Annotated in this window: 17 protein-coding genes and 1 pseudogene; 6 read left to right on the forward strand and 12 right to left on the reverse strand. The window is 45.4% G+C overall.

What is annotated here, in order from left to right:
* Nucleotides 1–233: 233 nt before the first annotated feature.
* The 3 genes from pbpC to PMG25_RS06740 are packed head-to-tail and all read right to left on the reverse strand — an operon-like array spanning nucleotide 234 to nucleotide 5,020.
* The gene (gene pbpC / locus PMG25_RS06730) at nucleotides 234–2,603 is read right to left on the reverse strand and encodes a penicillin-binding protein 1C (protein WP_283766134.1); all 2,370 of its coding nucleotides are present in this window, start codon (nucleotides 2,601–2,603) and stop codon (nucleotides 234–236) included.
* Nucleotides 2,604–2,623: 20 nt separating this feature from the next.
* A complete protein-coding gene (locus PMG25_RS06735) occupies nucleotides 2,624–3,583 on the reverse strand; it encodes an AvaI/BsoBI family type II restriction endonuclease (RefSeq protein ID WP_283766135.1) in 960 nt (319 codons plus the stop codon).
* Complete coding sequence (locus PMG25_RS06740) at nucleotides 3,584–5,020, reverse strand: DNA methyltransferase (protein ID WP_283766136.1); 1,437 nt, start codon at nucleotides 5,018–5,020, stop codon at nucleotides 3,584–3,586.
* A 128-nt stretch (nucleotides 5,021–5,148) separates the two neighbouring features.
* Here PMG25_RS06740 and PMG25_RS06745 point away from each other — a divergent pair, with 128 nt between their 5' ends.
* The 4 genes and pseudogenes from PMG25_RS06745 to PMG25_RS06760 form a co-directional block, all read left to right on the forward strand.
* On the forward strand, nucleotides 5,149–5,598 hold the full coding sequence (locus PMG25_RS06745) for a GNAT family N-acetyltransferase (RefSeq protein WP_283766137.1): 450 nt from the start codon (nucleotides 5,149–5,151) through the stop codon (nucleotides 5,596–5,598).
* 89 nt (nucleotides 5,599–5,687) lie between these two features.
* A complete protein-coding gene (locus PMG25_RS06750; RefSeq protein ID WP_283766138.1) occupies nucleotides 5,688–5,966 on the forward strand; it encodes a hypothetical protein in 279 nt (92 codons plus the stop codon).
* Nucleotides 5,963–6,469 carry a PIN domain-containing protein gene (locus PMG25_RS06755; RefSeq protein WP_283766139.1) on the forward strand — a complete coding sequence of 169 codons (507 nt, stop codon included), beginning with the start codon at nucleotides 5,963–5,965 and terminating at the stop codon, nucleotides 6,467–6,469. Before PMG25_RS06750 ends, PMG25_RS06755 begins: the two co-directional genes overlap by 4 nt.
* Nucleotides 6,470–6,480: 11 nt before the next feature.
* A pseudogene (locus PMG25_RS06760) lies at nucleotides 6,481–6,648 on the forward strand (toxin-antitoxin system HicB family antitoxin); the annotation flags it as partial.
* On the opposite strand, the gene PMG25_RS06765 reads toward PMG25_RS06760, so the two are convergent.
* The 4 genes from PMG25_RS06765 to dnaG form a co-directional block, all read right to left on the reverse strand.
* Entirely contained in the window at nucleotides 6,629–7,249 is a 621-nt protein-coding gene (locus PMG25_RS06765; RefSeq protein ID WP_430540952.1) for a GIY-YIG nuclease family protein, read from the reverse strand. The pseudogene PMG25_RS06760 and the gene PMG25_RS06765 sit on opposite strands and share 20 nt — an antisense overlap.
* A gap of 173 nt (nucleotides 7,250–7,422) precedes the next feature.
* Entirely contained in the window at nucleotides 7,423–8,484 is a 1,062-nt protein-coding gene (locus tag PMG25_RS06770; protein ID WP_283766142.1) for a Fe(3+) ABC transporter substrate-binding protein, read from the reverse strand.
* A gap of 290 nt (nucleotides 8,485–8,774) precedes the next feature.
* A complete protein-coding gene (gene dndE / locus PMG25_RS06775) occupies nucleotides 8,775–9,170 on the reverse strand; it encodes a DNA sulfur modification protein DndE (RefSeq protein ID WP_283766143.1) in 396 nt (131 codons plus the stop codon).
* Nucleotides 9,171–9,276: 106 nt separating this feature from the next.
* A complete protein-coding gene (dnaG, locus tag PMG25_RS06780) occupies nucleotides 9,277–11,202 on the reverse strand; it encodes a DNA primase (protein ID WP_283766144.1) in 1,926 nt (641 codons plus the stop codon).
* Between the two features lie 68 nt (nucleotides 11,203–11,270).
* Here dnaG and tftA point away from each other — a divergent pair, with 68 nt between their 5' ends.
* Together tftA and PMG25_RS06790 are read left to right on the forward strand one after the other, a co-directional pair.
* Entirely contained in the window at nucleotides 11,271–12,644 is a 1,374-nt protein-coding gene (gene tftA / locus PMG25_RS06785) for a hormogonium tapered terminus morphoprotein TftA (RefSeq protein ID WP_283766145.1), read from the forward strand.
* Between the two features lie 286 nt (nucleotides 12,645–12,930).
* Nucleotides 12,931–13,278, forward strand: coding sequence for a hypothetical protein (locus PMG25_RS06790; RefSeq protein ID WP_283766146.1), 348 nt, complete (start codon nucleotides 12,931–12,933; stop codon nucleotides 13,276–13,278).
* Nucleotides 13,279–13,404: 126 nt separating this feature from the next.
* Here the strand turns inward: PMG25_RS06790 and PMG25_RS06795 are convergent, their stop codons facing one another.
* The 5 genes from PMG25_RS06795 to PMG25_RS06815 form a co-directional block, all read right to left on the reverse strand.
* On the reverse strand, nucleotides 13,405–15,426 hold the full coding sequence (locus PMG25_RS06795) for a ribonuclease catalytic domain-containing protein (RefSeq protein WP_283766147.1): 2,022 nt from the start codon (nucleotides 15,424–15,426) through the stop codon (nucleotides 13,405–13,407).
* 143 nt (nucleotides 15,427–15,569) lie between these two features.
* The gene (rpsR, locus tag PMG25_RS06800) at nucleotides 15,570–15,788 is read right to left on the reverse strand and encodes a 30S ribosomal protein S18 (RefSeq protein WP_283761796.1); all 219 of its coding nucleotides are present in this window, start codon (nucleotides 15,786–15,788) and stop codon (nucleotides 15,570–15,572) included.
* 38 nt (nucleotides 15,789–15,826) lie between these two features.
* A complete protein-coding gene (gene rpmG / locus PMG25_RS06805) occupies nucleotides 15,827–16,021 on the reverse strand; it encodes a 50S ribosomal protein L33 (protein ID WP_283766148.1) in 195 nt (64 codons plus the stop codon).
* 50 nt (nucleotides 16,022–16,071) lie between these two features.
* Nucleotides 16,072–16,593, reverse strand: coding sequence for an RDD family protein (locus tag PMG25_RS06810; protein WP_283766149.1), 522 nt, complete (start codon nucleotides 16,591–16,593; stop codon nucleotides 16,072–16,074).
* A gap of 38 nt (nucleotides 16,594–16,631) precedes the next feature.
* Entirely contained in the window at nucleotides 16,632–17,822 is a 1,191-nt protein-coding gene (locus PMG25_RS06815; protein ID WP_283766150.1) for a response regulator, read from the reverse strand.
* Between the last annotated feature and the right edge of the window lie 18 nt (nucleotides 17,823–17,840).

The following is a 17,840-nucleotide window of genomic DNA, read 5'->3' on the forward strand; positions in this document are numbered from 1 at the left end:
TGAGTTGTGTAATGGCTGCCCCTCATCCCCCTGCCCCCTTCTCCCGCAGGCGCTGCCCTGCTTGCCCTGAGCGTAGCCGAAGGGAGCGAAGCCGAAGGGAGAAGGGGGTAAAGTCCCTCTCCCAGTGGGAGAGGGATATAGGGAGAGGGCATTTCCAATTGCACAACTCATTTAGACTAGCTATAGAGTTTTAACCACAAAGACACGAAGGAACACGAAGGTTTAGAGTTTGTTTAATCGGCAATGGAAAATCCTCGACGGGTTCGTTTTTGGGGTGCTTCCTGCACTTGGAAAATGATCCGATCGCGCTCTTCCCCTCCTGCTGTTTTTACCTCTAGTTCCCAACTGCCCAGTTTCATCTGCCAAAATAAGGAATTGGTTGTAGTTGTGGCGATTTTATCCCCATTTAACCACCATTCTACCGGTTCTTCGAGTTTACCGGCTAGTTTGAATTCTAGGCGATTGTCCTGTTCTGCTTGGGGAGCAAGCAAGAAATAATCATCGTTTGCAGGAAAGACAATTCTTAGGTTTCCTTGCCATTGGTTTTGGGGCTGTTGGGAGAGCCATTCATTATATTCTGGAGGTAGTTCTAGGGGCTGGTTTTGGGAATGTGATTTTTGGATGTCTTGAGGATAAAGATATTCTAAAACGATAGCAGAAGGACAGATAGGGGCGGGTTTATTTACATTTTCGTCTCTCAACAAAATGGCTGGTGAACCTGCCCCTACATCGGGTTGAAATTGGGATAAATTATCCCCAATAATTTGTCCGGTAACGGCACAAATGGGGTGCTGAACTAAACCCGATGGGGGGGCAAAATCGGCGGGTTCTCTGCTTTCGTGTAACTGTTGCATAATTCGATGCCAGAGGGGAGCTGCACCCATGACTCCGGAGACTTGCTGCATGGCGGTTCCGTCGAAGTTGCCCACCCAGGTGGCGACGGTATAATCGGTGCTAAAGCCGACTGTCCAGGTATCGCGATAGTCGGAGGATGTGCCGGTTTTGACGGCCGCAGGAAAGGGCAAGTTTAATACAGAGTCTACCCCAAAACTGGTGGCACGGGCATGGCGATCGCCGAGCATCTCCCGCACCAGTTCCCAAGAAGTGGTCTCTGTGGGCGTTTCTCCTGCTTCTGTTTCTTCGCCAAAATAGGTGACTAAAGGCACAGCTTTACCATGATGGGCCAATCGCAAATAAGCCCTCGCCAACTCCCACAAACTGACCTCCCCACTGCCCAAAGTTAAGCCTAAACCATAGTATTCTGGCTCATGGGTCAGATGGGTAAATCCCAGTTCCCGCAAGTGATTGAGGAACACGGGAACCCCCACTTCTTCCAGGACGCGCACGGCAGGCACATTCAGAGAATTAGCCAGAGCTAAACGCACCCGCACCGGCCCTAAAAAGGTTTCGCTATAGTCCACCGGTTTGTATAGTTTCGCTCCAGGAATAGCGTAAGTAGTGGGCACGTCCGCCAAGATGGTTTGGGGACGGATAAGCTGTTGTTCTAGCGCCAGTTGGTAGAGGAAGGGCTTCAGGGTTGAACCCGGTTGGCGCAAGGCTTGCACCCCATCATTTTGCCCCTGTTGGCTGTCGTTAAAGTAGTTGGGAGACCCCACATAGGCGAGGACTTCCCCGGTATGATTATCGATGACTAGGGCGGCTGCATGGTGGACTTGTTGGGGGGCAAGAGCGTCAACCACTTGCTGCACTTGGGTGGCGACAAACTGCTGGAGGGAGCTATCGAGGGTGGTGCGGATGGTTCCCCCCTGGGTGCTGGGGAGCTGCTGGGCAACCCAGAAGAGGAAATGGGGAGCGGCGAGAATTCCCTGTTGTCGCGATCGCAGATAAACTTGTTCACTATAAGCCCGTTCTGCGTCTAATTCCGTAATCATTTTATCCGCCACCATCCGGTCTAAAACATAACGCTGCCGAGTTTTCAGCGCTTGCCAATGGTGGTAGGGGTCGAGGTCGATGGGGTCATTCGGCAGGGATGCAAGTAGGGTCGCCTGTGCCAGATTTAACTCCGCAGCCGGAAGCCCAAAATAGCTCCGAGCCGCCGCTTCCACCCCATAAAGATTACTCCCCATGGGCAAGCGGTTAATATAAGCCGCTAGAACTGTATCCTTATCCATTCCCGCACTTAAGCGCCAAGATGTCCAAATTTCACCCACTTTATGGGGGAGAGTGCGGGGAGTAGGATGGAGCATCCGCGCCAGTTGCATCGTAATAGTAGAAGCTCCGCTCACAATTTCTCTCGCTTGAAGCGCTTCTAAAATAGCACGAGAAACCGCAATAAAATCCACCGAACCATGTTGATAATAGCGCTTATCTTCCGCCGCAATAATCGCTTGAATAAAGTAGGGGGACATCTCATCCAGGGGAACCACCATGGTATGGTCTTGGTCGCGGGTGAGCAAGGTTCCCAAGGGCAGTCCATGGCGGTCTTCAAAGGTGAGTGCGCCATCGGTTTGGGCGATATCTTGGGCGCGAATGGGGATGAGATAGGGTACAGAGCGGAGAGTTAAGCAGAGTAAAATTACACCGACGAGGATGCGGAGGGAGAGTTTATATTTTCCATGCCATAATTTACGGAAGTATTGCATAATCCTTGAGTAGAAGCTCTTCATAAGTTCAATAGCCAATCACATAATGAAACGACTTGCTCTTCATTAGTTAAATTTGCTGCATTGGTTAAACGGCGATCGTTCAGTTGCTGATAGATTTCTTGAGCCATATGATCGGCGATCGCTGCACCAATAAAAAACGTTTCAGGATAGCAATTTTGATCGGAGAACGCTTTTCTGATCCGTCCAAGTGCTGAATTTGCCGTTTTCCAATGCTCATCTGCTCCGGCTGGATCAATTCCTCCTTTAAGTTCTCCCAGAGCAAGATAATTTTCCGGCTGATGATGTGCTGAATCCTTATTTTTACCCAATATAATCTCCTGGGGGGAAGCATTCAATAGGCAAAGATCTACATTCTTTTTGACGGTTGGGACAGTCAAGTTATATATTAAAGTTCGTTGATTGCGATCCAATCTCCAATGTAACCCTTTAACCTGTTTCTCAATTTCTGGTTCAAAATTGTAAGCTATCCAATTTTTACTTTTAACATCCAGATACTGCAAATCCAGTCCACGAATTGAGCAAGTCGAGATAAAAACTCTCGTAAAGCCCCACAAACCTAATGCACCCGCTAAATTCCGAATACTACCCCCAAGAGCGTCCCCTCTAGTCAGCAGAAAGCGATAGACTAACTCATCAATAAATGCAGTTCCCGATGGCTCCAAAAAATTTTCTAGCAAATTTCTAATCGCTTCTTGTTTATCTGATTCTCGTAAGTAATTTTTAGCCTTACCAGAAATACCGGCTGCTGTAAGTAACGCATCATTGATGTTATCAATCATCAACAAGTCACTAGGATCTTTAGCTCTTGATGCCAACACCTTAAGGGCTTTTGCTTCTTCGATGAAAGGAGTAGCTTTCTTGTTTTTCTCTAAGGCTAAAGATATAAATCCTGAGCGAATCTGATCGTAAGGAGTGATCAAGTCCTGATAAAGCCTTAAGTGTTGATCAAATGACATTTAGCTTTCCTTCTTCCAAACATAAATACATTTTCTTAAAGGCTGCCGTCCATGTTTACCCATTTGTTGAGAGCTATTCCCTTTTCCTTGAGGGAGAACCATAATATTTTCAATTCTAAATCCTATCTCTTCAGCTATCTTTGAGAGAAGGAGATCTACTGATATCGATATTCCCGCATATCTAACATTATCATTGACCATAAACATTCTGCCATCTTTCTGTAAAACACGATAACAGTCTTGGATCACACAAGCCATTTCATAAAAATACCCTTTCACCATACGCACAATTCCTGGATTATTCAATTGCTTGTTCTGTCTTTGATGATCGAGGTCATTGAAAATTTGTTGTAATAACGGCATCTGGTTACAAATATCAATAGCAGTTTTCCATGATTGATTGAAAGTAATTAGATCTTTAAACTTGTTTTCTACTGTGCAAGTCAACATAGCCTGACGCAAACGCACTAATTCAATTTCATTAACTCCCAGCACTGCATGTTCTAAGGCATAAGTTCGTGTATAGTCATAACGGTTGCAGTAAGGGGGGGAAGTCATAATTCCTGAATAGTGTTCAGATTTTAATTGAGGTAAAATATCTAAACAAGACCCTTTGATTAAATTGATTTTTCCTGGTTTCAACTCTCCTTGAAGTAAGGACAATAAATCATGGGGTTGATCGTGATGGATTAAATCTTCTTTGATTTGATTCATCTGCCGATCAATGGCTTGATCAAATGATAATATTTTACCCTTTTTAAATGTCTTAGAACCTTGCTTACGATCAGCCCTGTGATCCCATCGCAAATACTGCCCATCTTTTCTGGTATAACTAATCGATTCTAAGATAGATAATAAGGCAAATAATAAGATTTCTTGAGTCTCTATATCTTCATTCTGGATCTCATACAGATAACGTCCTATTTGAGTTTGAGCGATTTGGGGATATGCACCATCAGTAATTCGTAATGTATTCAATTCTTGGGTTTTTCCCTCTCTATTCCAAGGTTGTTCGACCAACCAATATTCTAGTCTCGATAACAGTTTGTTTCTGTTTCCCCTTCTAGCAATTAGATTAGCTTCTATGATTTTTTGTCCCACAGGTAAGAGTTCAATCCCATCAGCATCGTAACCTAAAGAGGAGCAGGCAAATAAAGCTGTCCCGGAACCGGCGAAAGGATCGAGGATTTTACCTTCTAGAACTGAATATTGCTGGAATAAATATTCTACTAAGTCAGCAGAAAAGGCTTCTTTATACTTATAGAGTCTATAATATGAGCGGTCTTTATTGGCTTGAAAACTAATATGCTTTCTGTTCAAAGCTGGGTTAAGCATAATGACTGGATAAAAATGCTGATAAAGTTCTCGATCCAGTAATTCAATTTTAGATAAATAATCATTAGTGTCAATGTCAGATTTGAGCTTATGTGGAGGCATGTGGGATGGTGTATTTGAGTTGCTTTATTTAAAGAATTATAACTTATTTTACTCCCTTGGCGATCGATCGCCAAGCTTTTGCTAAAATTGACCCATAAAGTATTGACGTTCAGAGGGAGCGTATTATCATGATTCATTACAGAGTAGCAGAGCAAACTGATTTACAGATCATTTTACAACTGGTGCAAGAATTTCATCACAGTGAAAAACTAGGGTTTGATGAAAAACTCGATGCTCAGGCTTTAGAAGAGTTAATCAGCGATTCATCTTTAGGGAAACTGTTGCTGATTCAACAAGACGATGAAATCATTGGCTATGTTATTGTAGCTTGGGGTTATAGTCTGGAATTCCGAGGCAGAGATGCATTTATCGATGAATTTTATCTGAGACCCCAGTACCGTCAACAGGGCATCGGGACTCAAACTTTATCATTTGTCGAGAAGACCTGTCAAGAGTTGGGAATACAAGCGCTGCATCTAGAAGTTGATTTTGAAAATCCTAATGCACAACGTCTTTATCACCGAGTTGGATATCAACGCCATAATCGTTTTTTGATGACGAAAATATTAGATAATTAGATCGGGCGCAGTTCACATCCTAAGCTGTGTTACTATAGCAAGTAGAATTTACAGTATAATATTGAAGGCAATCTAGAGGTTAATGATTTATGGCACGACAAGTTGAACAAGCAGTACGCCAAGCGCGACTTTACTTTGAAAAACTCTTACCTGAGTTAGGGGAAGGGATTGAAGACTTGAGACTCGAAGAAGTCGAACTTTCTGAAGATAAATGGCTGATTACTTTGGGATATACCCGCCCAACTAAAATCAAGCCGAATCCCCTATTGCCTGTTACCGATAACCGGCAATATGAACGAGTCTATAAGATATTTACAATTAACTCAAGAACGAATGAAGTTGAATCGATGAAAATCCGAGAATTATGATCGATGAAATTGCCGAATTTTATAAACAATATCGACACAAAGGAATTTTGATTGATACGAATATTCTGATTCTCTGGGTCGTAGGTACAGTCAACCGAGAACGGATTTCTCGATTTAATCGAACCAAAACGTTTACGCCCAATGACTATGATATATTATCACAACTCCTTGATTATTTTAGCAGAGTCGTTACTACTCCCCATATTCTGACAGAAGTCAATAGCCTGATGAATACATTGGGAGAACCAGAACGCTCTACTGGCCTACAAATCTTAGGTGAAGCCCTACAAAATTCCGATAAAGTTCATGAGGAATATCGAGAAAGTTCCCAAATTATGCAGAATAATCAATTTTATAAGTTTGGCTTAACAGATTGTGGAATTATGGAAGTTTGCCAAGGTCGATATTTGGTTTTAACTGATGATTTTAAGTTGGCGGGTTATTTATTTTCACAAAATATAGATACGATTAATTTTAATAATATTCGAGGATTATTAAAGTAATGAAGTTAAAGATGAGCCAAGTAGAACTCCAATTACCAGAAACACTCCACCAACAGTTAACCCAGTTAGCGGAGAATGAAGGTGTTTCGTTAAACCAATATATCGTTTATGCACTCACGCGCCAAGTTACTATGGCGTATACAGTTCAAGCAATACCTACTAACGATAGGCATGAAGAGAACGTACTGATTCCCAATTGGAAGCATAGGCTTTACGATAATTCAATGATGCCTTGATAAATGGGCTTTCTTTTGTATACCCAAGACTGAAATTATATTTTTCTTTGAAGGCAGTTTGATCTAGAGAAATGTGAATGATCTCTAGGGATAGCAACTTCTTGTGAAACAACCAATAATCATAATCTAAATCGACAATATCTTCGCGGGGAGGTTCAATACCGAGAATGAAGGCAAAATCGGAAATGGCGACTAGGGTTTCTCGTAAGAGGGTTTCGCTGGGTAATACTTTTTTCGCTTGGACGGGACTTTCGTTTAAGTGGGGATGATATTTTTCAATGCGCTGCTTCTCAACTTCATCAAGTTGATCTTTGCTCACCAACTCATAGTAAATGGTAAAGTGTGTTTTCTTCTGTGCTTCGAGTTGAGCGATGCGATGATGGGTTTTGCCTTGCCAGCGTTTGCAGATGTTTTTGGCTTGGCCAATGTACCACACCTTGTGAGCTTGATCGAGAACGTAATAAATCCCGGAGGACTCTGGAAGCAGCTCTTTGGTTTGTAGGGGGATATGGGGGAGTTGGAGAAGATGGCGATCGCCTTTCATGGGTCTGTTTTGTATCAATCATAACTCTATTCTCCGATTCTATCAAGTCCGATTAAATACCCTAATTAAAAATCCAGGGAGCAAGATGCTCCCACTCCAGCTATATCCAAGAATTCCAGGAGTGCGGGCATCTTGCCCGCTTTTTAACCCATTAACTGGCTAGAACTTGTGGCTTATTTCCAACCAGCTCGATCCATAATTTTTAAGGCTTCTGCATTATTCTTACCGAAGACATCTGGGTTAAGCGGATCGGCCTTAAAACTGCCAAATCCTTGCAGCACGGGATCGAGAGGCACTCCAGAGACCACTGGATACTCGTTATTCCCTTCGGCGAAAAACTGTTGAGCTTCACGCTCTGCCAGATGTTCTAAAAACTCGATCGCCGCCTGCCTATTTTTGGCGTGCTTAACCACACCGCCCCCACTGATGTTGACATGGGTTCCGCGACCGTTGGGGCCCGTTTGGTTGGGGAAAAAGATGCCTACGGTATTAAAGACCTGTTGATCTTCCCGGGTGCGAGATTTACCTAAACGAGCCAGATAATAGCTGTTAGCAATGGCGATATCTCCAATTCCAGCAGCACAAGCTTTAATTTGGGCGGTATCATTTCCTTCTGGCGATCGCGCAAAATTAGAAACCACACCCCTGGCCCAACCTAGGGTCTTCTCTGCACCATGGGCCGCCAACAGGGAACCGACCAGGGATTGGTTGTAAATATTGCTTGAACTTCTAATCAGAATTTTCCCTTTCCATTTGGGATCGGCTAAATCTTCATAGGTAGAGAGTTGGGACTTACTCACCTTATTCTTGTTGTACATAATCACCCTAGCCCGTTTCGAGAAGGCAAACCAATGGCCTTGGGGGTCTCGGAGGTTACTGGGGATTTTCTGATTCAGGGTGGAAGAGCTAACTGGTTGTAGGATGCCATCCTGTTTGGCTCGCCACAGGTTGCCACCATCAACAGTTAACAGAATATCGGCTCTGGTATTAGCTCCTTCGCTTTTCACCCGTTCGATCAGTTGTTCGGCATCCCCTTCGATTAGGTTGACTCTTACCCCGGTGGCTCGCGAAAAGCTGTCGTAGAGTTCATCATCGGTGTCGTAGTGACGGGAGGAATAGAGGTTTACAGCCGTCCGTTGGGCGATCGCCGGCCCTCTACTGATTAGATTCTTACTGGCAACCGCTACCATCCCTGTTCCCGCAGCCAGAATAAAGTGTCGTCGATTCAATCTCATGGTTGTCCTGTTGTTTCCTTTGAGAAAAGTTACTAAAAATTATCCACAAGTCATTCTACCGCTAATGCAAGGAATTCCCAATTAAATTACACTTTAAGTTTTGTAACTTTTAGGCTATAACCTAGATCTTAAGGGCTTTACAGCATCAAAACTCTTTTGTCAAGCCATTCATTAATCAGAACAATCTCTTAATCTTTGCAACTCAATAACCGAAACTAATCCAGAACTATTATCAATAAGCGCTCAAACCATAGGGGACAACCCTTATTTGCCCCTACAATAGAGATCGCTCACTCAACGTCAGAGCGATCGGACAACCGGATTAAATCTTCAATCCTCTTCAGAGCTGGATCGCCCGCCAAATAGCCAATTCCGCGATGGATATGGCGGCGACATTGAAGGGCCAGGGTTTCCGGATCGGTGTCGAGTCCATCATTAATACAGCGTTGTTTGAGGGCGATCGCCAAAACATCCGCCAATTCCCCCCCAAACACCCGCCAAGACAGTTCCACATTACTATCACGGGGAATCGGAACTGGAGACGGGATCGACGGTTCCGCCAAAGAACGACAAAAGGCCCAACGACACAGAATATTCCACTGTTCAATTTTCGTATACCGTTTCAGTTTCGTCAGTTGATCCTTGGCCGTCTGCGACAATTGAATCCGTTCTAGAGGTGCATCCATGGAAGAGAAATAATCAGTAATGAGTAAGAAGTATAGCGCTTCGCCTTAGATCATAGGTAAGAAGTCATTAGAATCCTTGCCTCAGTGCAGCACCAAGTTCTAGGACTTAAAGGCTACCCACTAATTCGGAAACTGTGGTACTGCGTAGCCGTTCACATTCTTTTTCTCGTTGTTTATTGTAAACCAACTGCTTGGTGAAATAGTCATAACCGTCGGGATCGAACTTAGGATCGATAGTAGACAAGCGTTCGGCCGCATAGCGGCTGCGTTTGCGGCATAAAATTTGCTCTAAGGTTAAAGCTGCTTTGTCAATAGATAAAATGGGCTTTTGAATATCGGAAAAATGTTTTTCTTGCAAATATAATAAGGGATGAAATTGCTGGCTATAGTTTGGGAAATGCCCGACCTCATCTTGCAGCTTAGAAACTAAATTGGGAGAATCTACAGGTAAGGTTTCCCGTAAGCTTTCAATCTGTGACCAAAGAAAACGATGAGGAGCGCATTGGAACATGAGATGGCGATCGCCCATAATCTGCAAAAAATAGGCTCTCGCTTCCGGTGCATGGAGATAAATGCGTAAAATCAAGGCTTCAGTCTCGAACAGCAACCGGTCTTCTGCGGTAGTCTTGACCTCAATTTTAGGAACTTTGGGATTACGCTTGGTTTTGGGGATGCGGCGCAGGCGTTGTACTTGTGTGACTAAATCTTCAGCGATGAACTTGAGGCGATCGCCATTTCCTTGGCTCAGATGTTCAGCACAGACATTAATATAGTAGGTGCGCGTCGTCGGATCTTCAATTTTGCTCAGGAGTTTCACCCAGGTTTGCGCCACCTGTTGGAAGCGATCGGCAGCTCGGAGATCTTTACCCTTTAAGGTTTGTTCAATTTTCCAGTCGAGCCATAAGGGAGCGTTTTGTACTAAGTCTAGATAAGGTTCTGGACTCCCGGCTGACTTCAGAAACTCATCCGCATCTTTACCTTGGGGAAGATTCAGAATTCGCAGTTGAATTTGCCCTTGATAGACGAGATCGGCAACTTCAGAAATGGCTCGTTCCGTGGCAGTCGTTCCCGCTTGGTCGGCATCAAAATTGAGGATAATCGATTTTGAGGGCGTATAACGCAGCAGCTTTTTTACCTGAGAGGCCCTTAACGCCGTCCCCAAAGAGGCGACTACTTCAGAAATACCGGCTGCATGGAGAGCGATCGCATCAAAATAGCCCTCCACTACAATAGCCCGATCCTGTTTAGAAATCGCTTTCTTAGCCCGATCTAAGCCAAATAACAGATTTCCCTTATCGAAAATCGGCGTTTCTGGAGAATTGAGATACTTCGGTTGCGCGTCACCGAGCGATCGCCCCCCGAACCCAACCACCCGTCCCTGAGCATCGCGAATGGGAATCATCAGGCGATCGCGAAACCGGTCATAATAACTCGCTCCCGACTTGCGCTCGATCGCTAACCCCGCTTGCTCCACCACCTTCACCGAATAGCCCTTCACCTCCACCAAATAGCGATATAAGGTCTGCCATCCGCTCGGTGAATACCCCAACCCGAACCCCTGGATCGTCTCCTCAGATAAGCCTCGCTGCCCCTTTAAGTAGGCCATCGCCTCCTCTGCTTCCGGTTGATGCAGGGCATGTTGGAAAAAACTGGCGGCGATCGCCACCACCTCATATAATTGTTCTTGAAGCGATAACTGGCGCTGAAACTCTTCTCGTTCTTCCACATCCAACGTGCGGATCGGCACTTCATAGCGCCGCGCCAGATCTAGAACCACCTCCCCGAAGGAGCGACTATCCAACTGTTTGAGAAAACTAATCGCATTGCCCCCCGTCCCACAGCCAAAGCAGTAAAACATCTGCTTCGTCGGACTCACCGTAAAACTAGGGCTTTTTTCCTCATGGAACGGACATAACCCCACAAACTCCCGTCCCCGTTTCTTCAGCACCACCCGTTCCGAGATCACCTCGACAATATCAACCCGTTGCTTAATCTCTTCGATGGTATCTGGATGGAGTCTTGGGGTACTCATGGCTGGCAAAACCAAGGATAATATTCACAGTTTATACAGTTTGTAGACAATAGAGAACTTAAAAGATTATGGGCAGGATCTTTCTATCTGCGGGTCATGGAGGATTTGAAAACGGAATGCGCGATCCAGGGGCGATCGCCGGAGGAACCACGGAAGCCAAGGAGATGATCCAACTGCGGGATTTAGTGGTGGCCGAGTTGCGATCGCGCAATATCGAAGTTCTCAGCGTTCCCGACGACCTCAGCGAAGCCCAAACCATCACCTGGATCAACAGTCGCGCTCGCTCTGGAGATATCGCCCTCGAACTCCATGCTAACGCCTTTTATAACCCTTCCCTGCGCGGAGCCAGCGTCTTTTACATCGCCAACAATGATGAACGTCGGGCCCATGCCGAATTAATGCTCTTAGCTCTGCTGCGTCGAGTTCCCCAACTGCCCACCAGAGGTGCTAAACCCGATAGTAATAGTGGTCTCGGTAGACTCGTTTTTATTCGGAACATTTATATTCCCTCCCTGTTCATGGAAGTCGGATTAATTACCAACCCAGAAGACCGATCCCTCATCCAAAATCGTCGCCGGGATATGGCCTTGGGCATCGCCGATGGACTATCGGCGTGGAACCGTAGTGTTAATCCGTCTCCGAGTCCATCTCCGAGTCCTTCACCCACTCCTTCGATCCCCATTTATCCTCCCATAAATATTAATATCAATGGTCAAATTTACGGGGAAGAAGGCATGATTGTTAACGGAAATTCTTATATCCCCATTGATTTAGTTGACCAATTAGGCATTGATTTAACCCAAGATCCCAATGTGCGCCGGATTAATTATCGCAACATTGTTTATGTGAAGGCGATCGAGCTACGAGACTATAACATTTCTGTCGGTTGGGAAAACGCCACTCGTACTGTAGTCTTGCGATCGATTTTGAAACTCTGTCCCGGAGAGCTAGACCGGATTATGGGCCATGGAAAAACCACTGAAGTCCAACTGATGATGTTCCTCAAGGCCAATCATGAAAAAGGACTCCAGCAATTTCCCGACTTGCCTCGTCTTTACCGCGAAGAAGGAGCCATTGAAGGGGTCAATTATGATATTGCCTTTGCCCAAATGTGTTTAGAAACCGGTTTCTTAAGATTTGGCGGAGAAATTCAACCCAATCAGAATAATTTTTCTGGTTTAGGAGATGTGGGTGGAAATGCAGCCGGTGCATCCTTTCCCAGCGCTCGCATTGGAGTACGGGCACAAATTCAACAACTTAAAGCCTATGCAAGTACAGAACCCTTAGTTCAAGAATTGGTTGCTCCTCGATTTCGATTTGTCACCCGTGGAATTGCCCCTTTAGTCGGTCAACTGAGTGGCCGTTGGTCAGCCGATTCTCAATATGGACAGCGAATTCTAGCGATTTTGCGTCGGTTATATGAGTCAGCAGGATTGATTTAAATCACAGGCAAAAATCAATTTAATCACAGGCATTTTTTAGGGAATTTCACAAAATTTTCAGGATCGTTAAGAATGAATGAACAAACTGGGTTAAACTGCCATTGTTAACCATAATTGAAGAATTCAAGAAATGATAACACTTGAGTAAAATCGTAGTGTTGAACACAACTTTTACAAAGTTAAATTGCTATAATCATACAAAAGTTAACAATATGTAAGGTTGCTCAATCTAATTCAATCCAAGGTCTAACAGAACTCAAGTAACAGAACTCAATGAGGTGTGGCTATGTTAAGTGCTGATGATAAACAAAGACTAGAAGTTCTCGGCCGCAAGTTCAAAGCGTCGAAAGCGCCCTATCACATGATGATCGACAGCTTACTCAGTCCAGATACGACCTTGCTCTACATGGCTTGCTTACATGATGATGGTCGGATCACTGAAGACGAACGAGAACTTTTAGAGTGGTTTAAGCAATTTTCTGCTCAATCGGCTGAATTATCTCTTTCAGAGCAACGAGAAATGATTAATTCAGCATTCCATGGGTATTATTCCTATCGCCATCAAGGACAGAAAAGTAAAGCAGTAAATATAGAAGCCCAAGAGGTTCAATCGAAGAAATCTTCGGTTGCCTAAGTGGAGTAACTCCAAGCTCTAATCAAGGCAGCAAGTTTCCTGCGATCGGGACAGGGATCGCGGGAAACGTTTCTATATTTAGGAACAGGGCAATCTTAAACAGAAATGATACACATTCCTATTTTCTTAAGATTCCATGGCGGCGGGTTCTAGAACATGCTGAAAATGCACCACATCTTCCCTGGGATCGGCATAAGTAACCTTAAGCTCGATATAATCGCCCAGGGAAACTGGATTGGTAAAGCGGATGGCCATTTCTAGACCCAGTTCTTCTAATAACACTAGGGCTAAATTGTCATTTTCCCGTAACCAGCGCAGCACTAACCCTTGCCAGACTTGATCGGGATGGCGGCGTAGAAATTCTAATCCCCAATAGCGGTTGGTTTGGCGCTCGACCCAGTTGGCTTCTTGGGTGCTTGGAGCAATGGCAGCCATGAGTTCTTGCAGCTTGGCTTCAGAGAAGGGTAGGGGGTCACCCCGCAGATGGGCTTTGAGTTGGAAGTGGGTGAGTAAGTCCATGTAGCGGCGAATGGGGGAGGTGACTTGAGTGTAAAAGTCGAGGCCGAGACTGGCATGACGGGCGGGGGTAATACTCATTTCACTGCGGGGCATACATCGACGCAGGGCGCAGGATAGCACAGGGCCGGCTGGCAGTTGCATGAGTTCTTCGGCGGGGGGGAGTTCGGGTTGGGGTTGGGAACGGAAGGGAAAGGGGAGTTGATGGCTAGAACCATAGCGTCCGGTAACTTCTCCAGCGAGGATCATCATTTCGGCGACCAGTTGCCGGGAGATGGCATCTTCGAGGAGAGTGATGGTTACTTCGTCGTTTTTGACTTTGATGGAGGCTTCGGGCATGGAGATGTTGATCGCGCCTTGGGCCGTGCGCCAGGTTTGCCGGAGCTTGGCCAGTTGGGCAAGGGTGGCGATTTCGGGTTCGGCGGGTACGCCGAGATGGAGCATTTCTTCTACATCGTCGTAGGTGAGACGATAGGTGGGCTTGATCAGGCTGGCGTGGATGGTGTAGTCGGCGATCGCCCCTTCTGAGTCTAATATTACGCCAAAACTGAGGGCACAGCATTCTTTCCCTTGAATTAAGCTCATGGGGCCGGTGGCCAATTCTGAGGGAAACATGGAAATCATGCCGGTGGGGGTATAAATGGTGGTTCCCCTGCGTCTGGCTTCTAGGTCTAGTTCATCCCCAGGGGTGAGCCAGCGTGTGGGGTCGGCAATATGAATCCAGACTCGAATTTGATTGTCTTCTAGATATTCGATACTGAGTCCATCATCGATTTCTTTGGTACTTTCATCATCAATGGTATAGACCTTAAGATGAGTGAGGTCTAGGCGGTTGGAGTCTGGGTCATCTGGGGGATTGTGAAGACAACCTTGAGCCACATCGAGTACCTTTGTTGAAAATTGTGTTGGAATTTGACTCCGCCGCAGAAATAGGTTTTCATGGGGACTCCATAGACCCAATGCTACTAAGAGATCAAAGCAAGCTTGGGGGGTATCTGGACGATTGAGCGCTGTCAGGGTTTCTAGAACGATCGCAGAGGGTTTGAAGCCTTCGGTGCTGTTACCATGGATAGCATATTTTTCGATCGCCTCTAAACGGCTGCGATCGCTATTCGTCCACTCTACCACTTCACCGGATAGGGCCTGATTGATGCGATTGAGAAAATCTAGAGCTTCTTGTTGTCGTTGTTGTTGAACTTCCTGTTGATGCTGGATTTCCGCCACTAAACTACTAGAGCGGGGTTCATAGCGATCACCTTTCTGCTTAAAGTAAATCTTATCTTCGACCAATAAGCAATGGGCTGCATAACATTGGGTTGGAGTTTGATCGCTATAGATGAGTTGGGCTAGGTCTTCGGGGGTTACGGCTTCCCCCGCTTCGACCAACAACTCCCAGGCTACTTCTAAATTGGATGGGTCAAGGTAGGGGTTTACTTCGTTGAGGAATTGGGGAATGTCGGAGGGGGTATAGCTTTCTCCTGCGACTTCATAGGTAACCTGCTGACGCTTAATCGTATGACTATGAGCGTCTTGATCGATCACTACCCAATTTTTCTTTCCTTCTGGGCGATCGGCTACTGCCAGTCGCCGTTCCCCACTGAGTCTAAATTCGATTAGCCTTCCCTTCTCCACAGCACTATCCTAGGCATTGATTTACAAATATCACAGCCTTAATGTACCAGCCTTTGGCAGAGTTGACTTCCCTGGGGGGAGGATCTTCTCGCCAACGTTTTCCTCATTAGATGTGCTTATCGTTACCCATCTGCTTCGACTGCTTAACCTTCTTGATTGACAAAAGGTAATAGGGCTAGAAGCCTTGCCCGCTTTATGGCTGTGGTTAGGGCACGTTGCTGCTTACAGGTTAAACCTGTAATACGACGGGGTAGAATCTTACCTCTTTCAGTGATGTATTTACGGAGTAAATCCACATCTTTGTAATCTATTTGCTCTTTGGGTTGAATGGGGGAAACCCGTTTTTTGTAGTAATTTGCCATAGTTTTCCTCTCGGTTGATCGTTAGGGAACAATAAGGGTTATTTAATTTCCTTGTGAATGGTATGGGAGTTACAGTGGGGGCAGAACTTTTTCAGCTCTAACCGCGCCGTGGTATTCCGGCGATTCTTTTTGGTCGTATACCGAGAGACTCCCGGCGATCGCTTCGCCAGGTTGCTCCGACACTCTGTGCATTCTAGGGTCACAGTGATGCGAACACCTTTATTCTTAGCCATGGCTTTATGGGTGCTAGAAGTTTTTAGCGTTAATTAAACACAATTTACTATTATCTCATACGTTTCTGTAATTGTGCAACTATCTGTTTCAATTTCAAATCTAAGGAATACCCGCGACGACTTTGAACCATCAATGTCCCCCCCACTTGGTCATGAAAGGCTTGTCGCCAGTTGGTTTCAGCAAAAGCCCAGCCACAATCGACTCCGAGGGGTAACATCAGCAGGAGTGACCAAGCATTGGCCGGATTGAGGGCATTCAACCCTCCTAGAGCTAACATCGAGCTAACGCCCAGGATCGCTTCCCGTTTCAAGAGGTCAGAAAACAAGGGGGTGCGCCCCGTTGAGTCTACCACGCGCAGATCGAAGGCGTAGCGTCCCAGACTTTGGCCCTTATTTTTGAGAACCACAAAGATGCGAGCGGTAAACCAAGCGAAGACAAAAGCGGGTAAAAACAAACTTCTACCGGCGATCGCACAAAAGAGCCAGATCAGCGTTAAATCCATAGCAAAGGCCGCTGTCCGTCGCGACAGAGGCGCTCTGGGAAAATAGCGATCGGGGGGCGCACTGAACATGAACAGTCACCAGAAACAACAAGCTTAATACTGATAGTCTAAGGGAGAAATTCCCGGATATCATTGAGAATTGTTAACATTTTTTTACCACTCCTATGAATAGTTTGCAGATGTTCTAAATCTTTAGGACGCAATTGTGTAGAACAGCTCAAATCTTTGAGCAGAAGTTGACTCAATCCCAAAATGGCATTCAATGGTGTTTGCAGTTCATGGCTGATTCTCGTCAAAAAATCGATTTTTTCCTGATTCGCTCTTTCCGCGACTTCCTTCGCTTCCTGAAGTCGTTGTTCCCGTTCTTTCAAGTCACTAATATCCGTATTCGATCCCACCATTCTCACCAAACGGTCTTGTTCATCCCAGATCGCTTTTCCTCTCCCCAAAATCCATTTATAACTGCCATCCTTACAGCGCAAACGATGCTCGCCAACATATTCAGAAACGGCCCCATCTAAATGTTCTTTGAGCGTAGTCATGATCGGGGCCAGATCGTCAGGGTGAATTCGCTGTTTCCATTCATCGGGATGATTAGAAATGTCATCCTCGGCATAACCGAGCATGGATTTCCATTTGGGAGAATAAAACACTTGGTTCCGGGTAACATCCCAATCCCAAATGCCATCATTATTACTCCAAAGTGCTAGTTGCCATTGTTCTTTGCTGGGTTCTTCACGTTGGAGTAAAGCTTCTTCTGTATTTTTCAGTTGATGAATATCATGAACTAATTGTTCTAACCAGGGACTCGGAGGAGCTGATGAAGACTCAATTCCCTCTGGACAACAGGCGAATAAGGTTTGTTCGAGAGTGTTTACTTTTTCTTCTAAATATTTATAGTACGATCGCCGGATCAAATGCTTCTCCAGCCGAACCATCACTTCTTTGGTGTTGAATGGCTTAGTAATATAGTCAACGGCTCCGAGTTCAAAGGCTTTGATCTTATCCCCCACTTGCGCCATTGCTGTCACAAAGATCACTGGAATTCCCTGAGTTTGAGGATTACCCTGGAGTTTTTCACACACTTCATAGCCATTGATCCCTGGCATCATCACATCAAGAAGAATCAAGTCTGGGTGCATCTGTTCTGCTTTGTACAGAGCTTCCAGACCATTCACAGCAGCTTCGACTTCATAACCCTCATCAAGCAAGAGTTCAATCAGCAAGCGCATGTTGCTGGCATTGTCTTCAACCACAAGGATGGTAAATTCTGATGGCTCAAACTGAATATGCTGCATAGAACTCTTCACTCACAA

Origin of the sequence: Roseofilum capinflatum BLCC-M114 (assembly GCF_030068505.1) — a bacterium.
In the GTDB taxonomy this organism is placed as follows: Bacteria; Cyanobacteriota; Cyanobacteriia; order Cyanobacteriales; family Desertifilaceae; genus Roseofilum; species Roseofilum capinflatum.

Bases quoted from the DNA above. Each gene is read 5' to 3' on its own strand.
- pbpC (WP_283766134.1), bottom strand. From the start codon at position 2,603: ATGCAATACTTCCGTAAATTATGGCATGGAAAATATAAACTCTCCCTC.
- PMG25_RS06735 (WP_283766135.1), bottom strand. From the start codon at position 3,583: ATGTCATTTGATCAACACTTAAGGCTTTATCAGGACTTGATCACTCCT.
- PMG25_RS06740 (WP_283766136.1), bottom strand. From the start codon at position 5,020: ATGCCTCCACATAAGCTCAAATCTGACATTGACACTAATGATTATTTA.
- PMG25_RS06745 (WP_283766137.1), top strand. From the start codon at position 5,149: ATGATTCATTACAGAGTAGCAGAGCAAACTGATTTACAGATCATTTTA.
- PMG25_RS06750 (WP_283766138.1), top strand. From the start codon at position 5,688: ATGGCACGACAAGTTGAACAAGCAGTACGCCAAGCGCGACTTTACTTT.
- PMG25_RS06755 (WP_283766139.1), top strand. From the start codon at position 5,963: ATGATCGATGAAATTGCCGAATTTTATAAACAATATCGACACAAAGGA.
- PMG25_RS06765 (WP_430540952.1), bottom strand. From the start codon at position 7,249: ATGAAAGGCGATCGCCATCTTCTCCAACTCCCCCATATCCCCCTACAA.
- PMG25_RS06770 (WP_283766142.1), bottom strand. From the start codon at position 8,484: ATGAGATTGAATCGACGACACTTTATTCTGGCTGCGGGAACAGGGATG.
- dndE (WP_283766143.1), bottom strand. From the start codon at position 9,170: ATGGATGCACCTCTAGAACGGATTCAATTGTCGCAGACGGCCAAGGAT.
- dnaG (WP_283766144.1), bottom strand. From the start codon at position 11,202: ATGAGTACCCCAAGACTCCATCCAGATACCATCGAAGAGATTAAGCAA.
- tftA (WP_283766145.1), top strand. From the start codon at position 11,271: ATGGGCAGGATCTTTCTATCTGCGGGTCATGGAGGATTTGAAAACGGA.
- PMG25_RS06790 (WP_283766146.1), top strand. From the start codon at position 12,931: ATGTTAAGTGCTGATGATAAACAAAGACTAGAAGTTCTCGGCCGCAAG.
- rpsR (WP_283761796.1), bottom strand. From the start codon at position 15,788: ATGGCAAATTACTACAAAAAACGGGTTTCCCCCATTCAACCCAAAGAG.
- rpmG (WP_283766148.1), bottom strand. From the start codon at position 16,021: ATGGCTAAGAATAAAGGTGTTCGCATCACTGTGACCCTAGAATGCACA.
- PMG25_RS06810 (WP_283766149.1), bottom strand. From the start codon at position 16,593: ATGTTCAGTGCGCCCCCCGATCGCTATTTTCCCAGAGCGCCTCTGTCG.
- PMG25_RS06815 (WP_283766150.1), bottom strand. From the start codon at position 17,822: ATGCAGCATATTCAGTTTGAGCCATCAGAATTTACCATCCTTGTGGTT.